General features: G+C 73.0%; 13 protein-coding genes. 12 read left to right on the top strand and 1 reads right to left on the bottom strand.

The window, feature by feature from the left end; translation table 11 throughout:
• Nucleotides 1-100 precede the first annotated feature (100 nt).
• The 12 genes from PIR53_06810 (at nt 101) to PIR53_06755 (ending at nt 12282) form a co-directional block, all read left to right on the top strand.
• Complete coding sequence (locus PIR53_06810) at nt 101-298, top strand: ubiquitin-like protein Pup (protein WZH53699.1); 198 nt, start codon at nt 101-103, stop codon at nt 296-298.
• A gap of 3 nt (nt 299-301) precedes the next feature.
• A complete protein-coding gene (gene prcB / locus PIR53_06805; GenBank protein WZH53698.1) occupies nt 302-1201 on the top strand; it encodes a proteasome subunit beta in 900 nt (299 codons plus the stop codon).
• Complete coding sequence (prcA, locus tag PIR53_06800) at nt 1198-1929, top strand: proteasome subunit alpha (GenBank protein WZH53697.1); 732 nt, start codon at nt 1198-1200, stop codon at nt 1927-1929. Before prcB ends, prcA begins: the two co-directional genes overlap by 4 nt.
• A 121-nt stretch (nt 1930-2050) precedes the next feature.
• Entirely contained in the window at nt 2051-3412 is a 1362-nt protein-coding gene (gene pafA, locus PIR53_06795; protein ID WZH53696.1) for a Pup--protein ligase, read from the top strand.
• 87 nt (nt 3413-3499) lie between these two features.
• Nucleotides 3500-4687, top strand: a complete 1188-nt coding sequence (locus PIR53_06790) for an FKBP-type peptidyl-prolyl cis-trans isomerase (protein ID WZH53695.1) — start codon at nt 3500-3502, stop codon at nt 4685-4687.
• Nucleotides 4688-4714: 27 nt separating this feature from the next.
• Entirely contained in the window at nt 4715-5746 is a 1032-nt protein-coding gene (locus PIR53_06785) for a WYL domain-containing protein (GenBank protein ID WZH53694.1), read from the top strand.
• Nucleotides 5743-6750, top strand: coding sequence for a WYL domain-containing protein (locus PIR53_06780; GenBank protein WZH53693.1), 1008 nt, complete (start codon nt 5743-5745; stop codon nt 6748-6750). The genes PIR53_06785 and PIR53_06780 overlap by 4 nt, the downstream gene beginning before the upstream one ends.
• 48 nt (nt 6751-6798) lie before the next feature.
• The gene (gene tatA / locus PIR53_06775; protein WZH53692.1) at nt 6799-7092 is read left to right on the top strand and encodes a Sec-independent protein translocase subunit TatA; all 294 of its coding nucleotides are present in this window, start codon (nt 6799-6801) and stop codon (nt 7090-7092) included.
• 17 nt (nt 7093-7109) lie between these two features.
• Complete coding sequence (gene tatC / locus PIR53_06770; protein ID WZH53691.1) at nt 7110-7949, top strand: twin-arginine translocase subunit TatC; 840 nt, start codon at nt 7110-7112, stop codon at nt 7947-7949.
• 7 nt (nt 7950-7956) lie between these two features.
• Entirely contained in the window at nt 7957-8823 is an 867-nt protein-coding gene (locus PIR53_06765; protein ID WZH53690.1) for a YegS/Rv2252/BmrU family lipid kinase, read from the top strand.
• Nucleotides 8824-8834: 11 nt separating this feature from the next.
• Nucleotides 8835-11696, top strand: coding sequence for a DEAD/DEAH box helicase (locus PIR53_06760; GenBank protein WZH53689.1), 2862 nt, complete (start codon nt 8835-8837; stop codon nt 11694-11696).
• A 16-nt stretch (nt 11697-11712) separates the two neighbouring features.
• Nucleotides 11713-12282, top strand: a complete 570-nt coding sequence (locus PIR53_06755) for a GNAT family protein (GenBank protein ID WZH53688.1) — start codon at nt 11713-11715, stop codon at nt 12280-12282.
• Here the strand turns inward: PIR53_06755 and PIR53_06750 are convergent.
• Entirely contained in the window at nt 12263-12922 is a 660-nt protein-coding gene (locus tag PIR53_06750; protein ID WZH53687.1) for an SDR family oxidoreductase, read from the bottom strand. The two genes, PIR53_06755 and PIR53_06750, sit on opposite strands and share 20 nt — an antisense overlap.
• Nucleotides 12923-13079: the final 157 nt, after the last annotated feature.

Raw genomic sequence — 13079 nt, 5'->3', positions numbered from 1 at the left:
ACCAGCGCCCTCCGCCGCCGTCGAGTCGGTAGGGTCGTCACCACGGCTCGACGTCGGGGAGTCCCGACGCCCGAGAGCCTGGTGATGAGGAGGTGCGGTCGTGGCACAGGAGCAGAAGCAGCCCCGGTCCTCGAGCGAGGAGACCGACGAGGTCACTGCCGAGGCGAGCAGCGACGTCGCGGAGCGCAAGGAGGCGCTCGACGACGACGTGGACTCGATCCTCGACGAGATCGACGAGGTCCTCGAGCAGAACGCGGAGGACTTCGTGAAGTCGTTCATCCAGAAGGGCGGGCAGTGACGCGTGACTGAGTCCCACCACGGGCCGGCCCAGGGACTCGGTGCCCGGCTCCCCGCGGCGTACCTGACGCCCGGTTCCTCGTCCTTCTCCGACTTCGTCGCCGCACAGGCGCCCGACCTCCTCCCGGGTCGTCGGGCCCTGCCCGCGGGATCGGCCGCCGACCTCGCGCCGCACGGCACGACGATCGTCGCGCTCACCTTCCCCGGCGGCGTGCTGATGGCGGGCGACCGCCGGGCGACGATGGGCAACATCATCTCCAGCCGCGACATCGAGAAGGTGTTCCCGGCGGACGAGCTGAGCTGCGTCGGCATCGCCGGCACGGCCGGTCTCGCCGTCGAGATGGTGCGGCTCTTCCAGCTGGAGCTGGAGCACTACGAGAAGATCGAGGGCACGACGCTCTCGATGCAGGGCAAGGCCAACCGGCTCTCGGCGCTCATCCGCGGCAACCTCGGCCTGGCCATGCAGGGTCTGGCCGTGGTCCCCCTGTTCGCGGGCTTCGACCTGGACAGCGGCGAGGGACGCATCTTCAGCTACGACGTCGTCGGCGGCCGGGGCGAGGAGAACGGGTTCCACGCGGTCGGCTCCGGCTCGCTGTTCGCGCGCGGCTCGCTGAAGAAGCTCTACCGCACCGACCTCGACGCGCGCACCGCGGCGCTGGTCGCCCTCCAGGCCCTGTACGACGCGGCGGACGACGACTCGGCGACCGGGGGTCCCGACCTCACCCGGCGCATCTTCCCGATCGTGCACGTGATCACGGCCGACGGTGGGTCCCGGCTCCCCGAGGCCGAGGTCAACGCGCTGGCCGAGGAGGTCGTGGCCGGCCGGCTGCGGCAGCCGAACGGCCCGCTCGCCCGGGTCGAGCAGCCCGGCACCCCCGGCACGGCACAGGAGGACGCCCGATGAGCATGCCGTTCTACGTCTCGCCCGAGCAGCAGATGAAGGACCGGGCGGACTTCGCGCGCAAGGGGATCGCGCGCGGTCGCTCGGTCGTCGCGGTGCAGTACGCCGACGGCATCCTCTTCGCCTCGGAGAACCCGTCCCAGGCGCTGCACAAGGTGTCGGAGATCTACGACCGCATCGCGTTCGCCGCGGTGGGGCGCTACAACGAGTTCGAGTCCCTCCGCATCGCGGGCGTGCGGCTCGCCGACATGCGGGGCTTCTCCTACGACCGTCGCGACGTGACCGGGCGCAGCCTGGCCAACGCCTACGCGCAGACCCTGGGCGCGATCTTCTCCTCGGGCGGCGAGAAGCCGTACGAGGTGGAGATCTTCGTCGGGGAGATCGGCGAGACGGCGGCCGCCGACCAGATCTACCGGCTGACCTACGACGGCCAGGTGTTCGACGAGCACCGCTACGCCGTCATGGGCGGCGCGGCGGACGTCGTGGGGTCCTACCTGGAGCAGCACTACCAGGAGGGGGCGGACCTCGCGGGCGCGCTGGGCGTCGCCGTGGCGGCCCTCGGCCACTCCCGCAACGAGCGGGGCGAGGAGGCCGACCGGGTCATCGGCGTGGAGCAGCTGGAGGTGGCCGTCCTCGACCGCACCCGGGTGCAGCCGCGCAAGTTCCGGCGCCTGCGGGCCGCGCAGCTCCAGACGCTCCTCGGCCCGCCGGACTCGCCGCAGGACGCCTGACCTGGGCTTCCAGCCCGTCTCCCCAGCATCCGGGGCGACACCGGGTGGCGACACGGGGGGCGGCACGACGGAACTCGTCGTGTCGCCCCCGTCGTCACCACGGGCGCCGTATCGTTCGGTCATGGACCGTCGCATCTTCGGCATCGAGAACGAGTACGGGGTCACCTGCACGTTCCGCGGGCAGCGACGGCTCAGCCCCGACGAGGTGGCGCGCTACCTCTTCCGCCGGGTGGTCTCGTGGGGCCGGAGCAGCAACGTCTTCCTGCGCAACGGGGCCCGGCTCTACCTCGACGTCGGCAGCCACCCGGAGTACGCGACGCCCGAGTGCGACGACATCGGCGAGCTCGTGGCGCACGACAAGGCCGGGGAGCGCGTGCTCGAGGGCCTGCTCGTCGACGCCGAGCAGCGGCTCCACGACGAGGGCATCGCCGGTGACATCTACCTGTTCAAGAACAACACCGACTCGGCGGGCAACTCCTACGGCTGCCACGAGAACTACCTGGTGAGCAGGGCGGGGGAGTTCAGCCGCCTGGCGGACGTCCTCATCCCGTTCCTCGTCACCCGGCAGATCGTCGTCGGAGCCGGCAAGATCACGCACACCCCCCGGGGCGCGACGTACACGGTGAGCCAGCGTGCCGAGCACATCTGGGAGGGGGTCAGCAGCGCCACGACGCGCAGCCGGCCCATCATCAACACGAGGGACGAGCCGCACGCGGACGCGGAGCGGTACCGCCGGCTGCACGTCATCGTCGGCGACTCGAACATGAGCGAGACCACCACGATGCTGAAGGTGGCCAGCTGCGACCTCGTGCTCCGGATGATCGAGGAGGGGGTCGTCATGCGTGACCTCACCCTGGAGAACCCGATCCGTGCGATCCGGGAGATCTCCCACGACCTGTCCGGGCAGCGTCGCGTGCGCCTCGCGAACGGTCGGGAGGCCAGCGCGCTGGAGATCCAGTCGGAGTACCTGTCGAAGGCGCGCGACTTCGTCGACCGCCGCGGCATCTCCACGCCGCTCATCGAGCGGGTGCTCGACCTCTGGGAGCGGGGCCTGAAGGCCGTCGAGTCCGACGACCTCGGGCTCGTCGACACGGAGATCGACTGGGTCATCAAGTGGAAGCTCATCGAGGCCTACCGCGCGAAGCACGGGCTGCCGATGAGCCACCCCCGCATCGCCCAGCTCGACCTGGCCTACCACGACATCCGGCGTGACCGCGGGCTGTTCTACCTGCTGCAGAACCGCGGCAGGGCGGCGCGGGTCACCAGCGACATCGAGATCCTCCGGGCCAAGTCGGTGCCGCCGCAGACGACGCGGGCCCGCCTGCGTGGCGAGTTCATCAAGAGGGCCCAGGAGCGCCGCCGCGACTTCACGGTCGACTGGGTGCACCTCAAGCTCAACGACCAGGCGCAGCGCACCGTGCTGTGCAAGGACCCGTTCCGCTCGGGGGACGAGCGCGTGCAGCGCCTCATCGACGGGATGTGACCGGAGGGGGTACGCCGCCCGAGCGACGCCACCCGGGTCGGTAAGGTGACCGCGGTTCCTTGCCGATTCGAGACGAAGGGTGACCTCGTGCGCACTTCCCGGTCCGTCCGCCGTGTGTCCGGCGCGTTCCTCGCCGCCGTCCTGCCGCTGACCGCGCTCGCCGCGTGCGGTGACTCCGACGACCAGGACGCGGGGCTCGACCAGGTCACCGTCAGCGGGGAGCTCGGGCTCGCCCCCGAGGTGGAGGTCGACGGGGAGCTGTCTCCGGAGGGCTTCGACTCGACGACCGTCATCGAGGGCGACGGGCAGACCGTCGAGGAGGGCTCCGACGTGGTCCTCCAGGCGTGGATCGGCAACGGCATCACCGGCCAGGAGGCCTTCTCCACCTACGAGTTCGGCGACCCGGGCATCGTGCCGGTCTCGTCGGAGGCGCCGTCCACCACGGTGGCCGCCGCCCTCCAGCAGACGGCGGCCTCCCTGCTGCTCGACCCGCTCACCAACGCCATGCCCGCGGCGGTCGCCGACAGCCTCGAGGGCGTCAAGGCCGGGTCGCGCGTCCTCATCGTCTCCGACTACGAGAACGCCTTCGGCGGCGACGGGCAGGCCAACATCGGCATCGGCAACCGCGACCCGGTGGTCTACGTCATCGACGTGCTCGCCGTGGCGCTCGACGGGCCGGAGGGCACCGAGGAGGCTGCCCCCGAGGGTCTGCCGACGCTCGTGGAGAGCGGCGACGAGGTGACGGGCTTCGACTTCGAGGGCGCGGCCGAGCCGACCGACGAGCTGCAGGTCACCACGCTCGTCGAGGGCGACGGCCCGGTCGTCGAGGAGGGTGCCCTGCTGGTCGCCAACTACCTCGGCCAGACCTACGGCGGCGAGGCGCCGTTCGACGAGTCCTACTCGGGCGGGCTGCCCCGCGCCTTCGTGGTCGGCGGTCCGAACGCCGGCGTGATCGAGGGTTGGAACGAGGCGCTCGTCGGCCTCAAGGCCGGCACGCGGGTCGTGCTGGGCATCCCGCCGGCGCTGGGCTACGGCGAGACGGGCAACGAGCAGGCCGGCATCGGCCCGACCGACACGCTCTACTTCGTCGTCGACGTGCTCGCCTCGGTCGTGCTCCCCGAGCAGCCCGCGGAGACCGAGTCGCCCGACGCCGGGGCCACGGACCCGGCCGCGACGGACCCGACGGACCCGGCGGCGACCGACCCCGCGACCGACCCGGCGGCGACCGGGTCGACCGAGGCGCCTGCGGACCCGACCGCGCCGGCCACCGAGTGACCCGACCCGCGATCCGATGACCCGACCATGAGCGGACGGCGCAGCGAGCGGCTCATGAAGCTGCTCATCATGCTGCTCGTGCAGCGGGGCTTCGTCTCCAAGGCGCGGATCCGGGCGGAGCTCTACGCCGACCTCGGCGACGCCGCGTTCGACCGCGCCTTCGAGCGCGACAAGGACGAGCTCCGCGGGCTCGGCGTACCGGTCGAGGTCGGGTCGTTCGACCCGCTCTTCGAGGACGAGCTGGGCTACCGCGTACCGGCGGCGGAGTTCGCGCTGCCGGAGATCGCGCTGGAGCCGGACGAGGCGGCGGTGCTGGGTGTCGCGACGCAGGTCTGGCAGAGCGCTCGCCTCTCCGACGCCGCGCGCACCGGCCTGCGCAAGCTCACCGCGGCCCGTCGCGGGACGGACGGCGACCCGGAGAGCGAGGCGGCCGAGACGATCGACGCCGCCGACCTCGGCGTCGCCGTGCCGCGGGTCGGCGCGGAGGAGCCCTCGTTCGAGGTGATGGTCGAGGCCGTGCACTCCCGCACGGCGGTGGAGTTCGACTACCGGGGGCGCCGCGACGCGGCGCCTGCCCGTCGGCACCTCCAGCCGTGGGGCCTCGTCCGCTACGGCAGCCGCTGGTACGCCGTCGGGCTCGACACCGACCGGGACGCCGAGCGCGTGTTCCGGTTGTCGCGCATCGTCGGCACCGCACGGGCCGTGGGACGCCGCGACGCCTTCGTGCCGCCGCCCGACGTGGACGTCTCCGAGGTGGCCCGCCGCCTGCGGCCCGCGCCGCCGACGGGCGATCCCGCGGTCCTCCTGGTACGTCGCGGGGCCGGCTTCGCGCTGCGGCGCGACGCCACGAGCACGGAGCCCGAGGTGCGGGGACCGGACGGCACCGACGCCTGGGACCGCGTCACCCTGCCGTGGTCGGGACCGGTGGCGCTGCGCCTCGTGCTCGAGCACGGCCCCGACGTCGTCGTCGAGGCGCCCCCCGCGCTCCGGAGCGACGTCGTCGCCGCCCTGCGCTCGGCGCTCGAGCCGACGACCCGTCCCGAGGAGGAGCCCGCATGAGCACGGCCGGCACCGGCGCCCGCGAGCAGGTCGGGCGGATGCTCGCCCTCGTGCCCTACCTCAACGCGCGGGGCACCGTGCACGTCGAGGAGGCCGCGCGGGACCTGGGGCTGACGCCGCAGCAGATCGTGAAGGACCTGCACGTGCTCTTCATGTGCGGGCTGCCCGGCGGCTATCCCGACGACCTCATCGACGTCGACATCTCGGCGCTGGTGCAGCCGGACGGCGACCGCCTGATCCGCATGTCGAACGCCGACTACCTCGACCGCCCGCTGCGGCTCTCGCCCACCGAGGCCTCTGCCCTCGTGGTGGCGCTCCGCGTCGTACGCGGGTCGGCGGAGGCGGACGCCCGGGACGTCGTGGACCGGGTGCTGCACAAGCTGGAGGCCGCCCTCGGTGACGAGGCGGCCATCGACGCGGGGGAGGACGGCTCGGGCGTGGACCCGGCCGCCGACGTGCGGGCGCAGCTGGAGGAGGCGGTGGCCGCGGAGCGGCAGGTGCTGCTGCGCTACCACGTGCCCTCGCGGGACGAGGTGGTCGAGCGCACGGTCGACCCGCACCTCGTCACCGAGCACGGGAACGTGGCCTACCTCGACGCCTGGTGCCACGCCGCCGACGCGCCCCGCACCTTCCGCGTCGACCGCATCGTGGAGGCCCGCACCCTGGACACGCCCGTGGTCGTCCGCGCCGACGCCTCCCCGGCGGAGGCGACCGAGTCCGAGGCGGCGCAGGCGACGTTCGAGCCGTTCGTGCCGCCCGCGGACAGCCCGCTCGCGACGCTGCTCCTCGACGCCGAGGTGCGGTGGCTGCCGGACTACCTCCCCGTCGTCGCGCAGCGTGACCGCGCTGACGGCCGGTCGGAGGTCGACCTCCACGTCGTCGACCCGCGGTGGCTCGTGCGCCTCGTCTCGCGGCACGCACCGCACGTCACCGTCCTGGCGCCGGCGGAGCTCGCCGCATCGTTCACCGCGCGTGCACAGGAGACCCTCAGCCTGTACGCCTGACGTCGCGTACAGTGGACGAGCCGTCTCCGACAGTCTGTGAGGAACACCGTGGTCCAGCCACTTCTCGCCCCGCCCGGTGGGTGGGAGCTCGTCCTGATCGTCCTGGTGATCGTGCTGCTGTTCGGCGCCAAGAAGCTCCCCGAGCTCGCCCGCGGCACCGGCCAGGCTCTCCGCATCTTCAAGTCGGAGACCAAGGGTCTGATCGACGACGACGACAAGGACGCCAAGGACGCCCCGGCCCCCAACGCCGCCGCCGACCCCGCCACGCGCCCGCTCGAGGCCCGCCAGGTGGAGGACGCCGAGGCCGTGCGCCAGGAGCGTCGCGACACCACCAACGGCTGACCTCCGCACCGTCCTCCGTGGCTATCAAGGGACTCCTGCGCTTCTACTCGGTCCGCCCGGTCCACTCCGTCGGCGACGACGGCCGGATGGCGCTCTCCGACCACCTGCGGGAGCTGCGCGGCCGCGTGATGCGCGCCGTCACTGCGTGGGTCGTGGCACTGGTCGTCGCGCTCTTCTTCTTCGACCAGATCTTCGCGCTCGTCTTCGACCCCTACAAGCAGGCGGCGGAGCGGCTCGGCGGTGGCACCGACACCCAGGCGACCATCGCGGGCGTCGGTGGTCCGCTCGTGCTCTACCTCAAGCTCTGCGGCATGGCTGCCCTCGTGGTGACCAGCCCGTACTGGCTGCACCAGATCTGGTCGTTCATCCTCCCGGGCCTGCACGCCCACGAGCGCAAGTGGAGCCGCGTGTTCGCGGCCTTCGCCGGGCCGCTCTTCATGATCGGCGTGCTGGTGGGCTACCTGACGCTGCCCAAGGGTCTCGAGATCCTCATCGGGTTCACCCAGGCCGACCTCACCAACCTGGTGGAGTTCGGTGACTACTTCTCGTTCCTGGTGCGCACGCTGCTGGTGTTCGGCATCTCCTTCGAGATCCCGGTCTTCCTCATCCTCCTCAACCTGACCGGCCTGCTCCCGGGTCGGGTCATCGGGCAGTACCGACCGTGGTTCATCATCGGCATCTTCGTCTTCGCGGCCATCGCCACGCCGTCGACCGACCCGTTCACGATGCTCTTCCTCGCGCTCCCCATGTGTGCCCTCGTCGGCGTCTCGGAGGTCATCGCGCGGGTCCTGGACAAGCGCAAGGCCGCGCGGTCGCCGTACTCCGGGCTGTCGCCCGACGAGCCGTCGCCGATCTGAGGCGGCGGTGCGGCGGATCGCCCTCCTGACCCACCCCGGCGCGGGTCGCGGCCGGGGCGCCCGCGCGCGCTCCGTGGTCCTGCCCCGCCTGCGCGACGCCGGGTTCGACGTCGTGGACCTGGTCGGCCGCGACGTCGACGAGGCGCGGTACCTCGCTGGCGCGGCCGTCGCCGACGGGGTGGAGGCCCTCGTCGCGTGCGGCGGCGACGGGACGGTCCACCTCGCGCTGCAGCACGTGGTGCGGGCAGGCCTTCCGCTCGGCGTCGTGCCGGCGGGCACGGGCAACGACCTCGCGCGCGAGCTCGGGCTGCCCGCCGCCCCGCTGGCGGCCGCGGATCGGATCATCGCCGGCGCGCGCCGTACGCTCGACGTCGCCCGCGTCGGCGACCGCTACGTCGCGACCGTGGTCGCGTGCGGCTTCGACGCCCTCGTCGCCGAGCGGGCCGACGCGATGACCTGGCCGCGGGGGCCGCTGCGGTACGTCGCGGCGACCGCCGTCGAGCTCCGGAGCCTCGCCCCGCGGCGCTACACGCTCGAGCTCGACGGTCGCGTGCGTACGGTGGAGGGCGTGCTCGCGGCCGTCGGCAACACCTCGTCGTTCGGCGGGGGCCTGCGCATCACCGAGGGCGCGGAGCTCGACGACGGGCTGCTCGACGTCGTGGTCGTGCGGTCGCTCGACCGCCGCGGCCTCGTGCGCGCGTTCCCCCGGCTCTACCGCGGCACGCACACCACCCACCCGGCCTACGAGCACCACCGGGTCCGGTCGGCGACGATCGCCGCCGCCGACATCACCGCCTACGCGGACGGGGAGCCTCTCGGCTCCCTCCCGCTGACCGTGACCGCCGTTCCCGCGGCGCTCACGGTGATCGCCTGAAGGGGCTGCCCATGACCGACCGGTCCGACACCGCCGAGCCGAGCGCCGCCGAGCGGTACGCCGCGTTCCGCAAGTCCCAGGCGCACCCGCTGCTCCACGACTTCGCCGCGGGCTTCTCCTTCGGCCTCGACGACTTCCAGCTGCGCGCCTGCCGCGAGCTGGAGGACGGTCGCGGGGTGCTGGTGGCGGCCCCGACCGGCTCCGGCAAGACGGTCGTGGGCGAGTTCGCCGTTCACCTGGCCCTGGCCGAGGGCCGCAAGTGCTTCTACACGACCCCCATCAAGGCGCTGTCGAACCAGAAGTACAACGACCTCGTCGACCGGTACGGCGCGGACCGCGTCGGTCTGCTCACCGGCGACAACGCGGTCAACGGCGAGGCGTCGATCGTCGTCATGACGACCGAGGTGCTGCGCAACATGATCTACGCCGGGTCCCGGACGCTGTCCGAGCTCGGCTACGTGGTGATGGACGAGGTGCACTACCTGGCCGACCGCAACCGCGGTGCCGTCTGGGAGGAGGTCATCATCCACCTCCCGGAGTCGGTGGTGGTGGTCTCGCTGTCGGCCACGGTGTCCAACGCCGAGGAGTTCGGCGAGTGGCTCGCCACCGTGCGCGGCGACACGACGACGATCGTCGAGGAGCGCCGTCCCGTCCCGCTGTTCCAGCACGTCATCGTGGGGCGGCAGCTCCACGACCTGTTCGCCCGCAGCGACGAGGCGGCCAGCGCCGGGTTCGCCGGTGACGGCGCGAAGGTCAACCCCCACCTGCTCAAGATCGCCCGGGACGACTGGGCGAGCAGCCGCATCCGCGACCGCCGCACGCCGAAGGGCCAGCGCCACGGCGGCAGCCAGGGCCGCGGCGGCGCCGGGCGCGGCCGCGACGTGGGCAACGGGCGGCGCATGTGGATCCCGAGCCGCGCCGAGGTCGTCCAGCGCCTCGACCGCGAGGGCCTGCTGCCCGCCATCACCTTCATCTTCAGCCGGGCCGGCTGCGACGCCGCGGTGTCGCAGTGCCTCGACGCCGACCTCTGGCTCACCGACACCGAGGAGCAGAAGGAGATCCGCGCCTACGTCGAGGAGCGGTGCGCCGACCTGCCCCGGGCCGACCGGCAGGTGCTGGGATACGCGACCTTCCTCGAGGGCCTGACCCGCGGCGTCGCCGCCCACCACGCCGGCATGCTCCCGACCTTCAAGGAGTGCGTCGAGGAGCTGTTCGTCCGGGGCCTCGTGCGGGCGGTCTTCGCCACCGAGACCCTGGCGCTGGGCATCAACATGCCCGCCCGCACCGTGGTGCTCGAGAAGCTGGTGAAGTGGAACGGCGAGGCGCACGCCGACATCACGCCGGGGGAGTACACCCAGCTGACCGGCCGCGCCGGGCGTCGCGGGCTCGACGTCGAGGGCCACGCGGTCGTGGTCTGGCAGCAGGGCATGAACCCGACGGACGTCGCCGGGCTCGCGTCGACCCGCACCTACCCGCTGCGCTCCTCGTTCCGGCCGTCCTACAACATGGCGGTCAACCTGGTGCACCGCTTCGGTCGCGACCGCTCCCGGCAGCTGCTGGAGAGCTCGTTCGCGCAGTTCCAGGCCGACAAGGCGGTCGTCGGGCTCGCCCGCCAGCTCCACAAGAGCGACGAGGCGCTCGCGGGCTACGCCGCGTCCGCGACCTGCGACCGTGGGGACTTCATGGAGTACGCCGCGCTCCGCCGCCGCGTGTCCGAGGCCGAGAAGGAGGGGTCACGGGCGCGCCGCACCGACCGCCGCGAGGACGTCGTGAGCTCCCTGACCCGGCTCAAGGTCGGCGACGTCATCAAGGTGCCCGGGGGCAAGTTCGCCGGCTGGGCCGTCGTGACGGACCCGGGCCTGGGGCGTGACGAGCCCCGGCCCTCGGTGGTGACGGTCGGTCGCCAGTCGCGGCGCCTCGGCCTCATCGACTTCCCGGAGCCGGTGCGCGCGGCCAGCCGCATCCGGGTGCCCAAGAACTTCGACGGCCGCAACCCCCAGCAGCGGCGCGACCTGGCGGCGTACCTCACCAACCACGTGCGCGACCTGCCGCCGCCCCCGCCGGTCGAGCCGGCGCGCGAGGCCCGGTCGGGCCGTGCCGGGGCCGACGGCCACGGCAGCGGACCGGAGCGGGTGGCCGCCGAGGTCGAGCGCCTGCGCGCCGAGATGAAGGCGCACCCCTGCCACTCCTGCCCCGACCGCGAGACCCACGCGCGCTGGGCGGAGCGCTGGTTCAAGCTCGACCGGGAGGCCACGACGCTGCGCCGCCGCATCGAGGCGCGCACCAACACGATCGCGCGGCAGTTCGACCGGGTGAGCGACGTGCTCAAGGCCCTCGACTACCTCGAGGGCGAGACGGTCACCGACCGCGGGCGGGCGCTCATGCGCATCTACTCCGAGCTGGACCTCGTCGCCGCCGAGGCGCTGCGCCTCGACGTGTGGGAGGGGCTCGACGCGCCGGACCTCGCCGCCGCCCTGTCGGTGCTGGTGTTCGAGGCACGCCGCACGGAGGACGGCCGGGGACCGCGGCTGCCGTCCGCGAAGGTCTCGGAGGCCGTCAGCCTGACCCGGCGGCTGTGGGCCGACCTGTCCGCGCTCGAGAAGCACCACAAGCTCGACCAGCTGCGCGAGCCCGACGCCGGCTTCGCGTGGGCGGCCCACGCGTGGGCGCGGGGCGACGACCTCGACGACATCCTGCGCGCGACCGGGATGCCGGCCGGCGACTTCGTGCGCGTCGTCAAGCAGCTCCTCGACGTCACCGACCAGATCGCCGCGGCGACGACGAGCACGGCGCTGCGTCGTACGGCGCGGGAGGCGGGCGACCTGCTCAACCGCGGGATCGTGGCCTACACGACGGTCGCGGCCGAGATCTGAGGTGGAGGAGCTCCTCTTGCGGCCCTGGCGCCGCGAGGACGCGCCGGCGGTGCTGGAGATCTTCACGGCGTCGACGGACCTGGACACGCAGTACCCGTGGCCGGTGCGGACGCTCGCCGACGCGGCGGCCTGCCTCGAGCGGATGCTGGCGTGGCAGCCGGACCCCGCGGCGGGGGAGCAGTACCCGCTCGCCGTGGTCGCCGACGGGGTGCCGGTCGCGAACGTGGCGTTGACGTCGGTGTCGCGGCGGCACGGCACGGCGTGGGTGTCCTACTTCAGCTCGGGCGCGGTGCGGGGCCGGGGTCACGTCCGGCGGTCGCTGGCGGCGGTCGTGGAGTGGGCCTTCGCCGACCTCGACCTGTTCCGGCTCGAGCTCGGGCACCGCACGAACAACCCGGCGTCGGGCGCGGTTGCGGAGGCGGTCGGCTTCGTGCCGGAGGGCGTCGAGCGGGCGAAGCTGCGGTACGGCGACGAGCGGTTCGACGTGCGCACCATGGCCCTCCTCGCGACGGACCCCCGCCCGGCGGGCCGGCCGGGCGAGGGTCGGGTGTCGCTGGAGACGGGTCTCAGGCGGTCGCGGACCTGACGGCGTCGACGATCGCCGTCGTGCCGCCGACGAGCTCCCACTGGTGGCCGACGGACGTCGGCTCGTCGAGCACGGTGGCGACGACGGCCGCGACGTCGCCGCGGGTGACGTCGCCGCGCTCGACCTCGGGCGCGAGGGTGACGGTGCCGGTCGGCGGGTCGTCCGTCAGACGGCCCGGCCGGATGATCGTCCAGTGCAGGCCCGAGGCGCGGAGCGCCTTGTCGGCGTCGCGCTTGGCCGCGACGTACTCCTTCCACACCGGCTCGGTGTCGTCGGGGACCGGCTGGTCCACGCCGATCGCGGAGATCTGCACAAAGCGCTCGACGCCGGCCTGACGGGCGCCGGCGATGGAGCCGAGGGAGCCGCCGAGGTCGACGGTGCGCTTGCGCTCGGCGTTGCCGTCGGGCCCGCCGCCCGCGGCGAAGACGACGGCGTCGGCACCCTTGAACGCGGCCGCGTAGTCCTCGGGGCGGCTGTTCTCGATGTCCAGGATGCCGACCTCGGCACCGAGTGCCTCGAGGTCGGGGGCGTAGGACGCCGTGCGCACGAGTGCCACCGGCGTGTGCCCCGCCTGCACCAGCAGGGGGTGCAGGAGCCGCGCGATCTGACCATTTCCTCCGACGATTGCGATGCGTGCCATGCGCTCCACCGTACGGACGCCCTGTAACTCCGCGCCGAGTTGTCACGTACGCCGCGGTTGGGTCGTCGAGTTGGGACGAACGACGCGGCAGGATCGTCGAGTTGGGCTTTCCGGCTGGATCGATCCGTGCGTACGACCCATCTCGATGCCTGAGCCG

The organism is Nocardioides alkalitolerans (genome assembly GCA_038184435.1).
Classification (GTDB): Bacteria; Actinomycetota; Actinomycetes; order Propionibacteriales; family Nocardioidaceae; genus Nocardioides; species Nocardioides alkalitolerans_A.
Note: the sequence above shows the minus strand (reverse complement) of the source record. Positions and strands in the feature narration are given on the sequence as shown.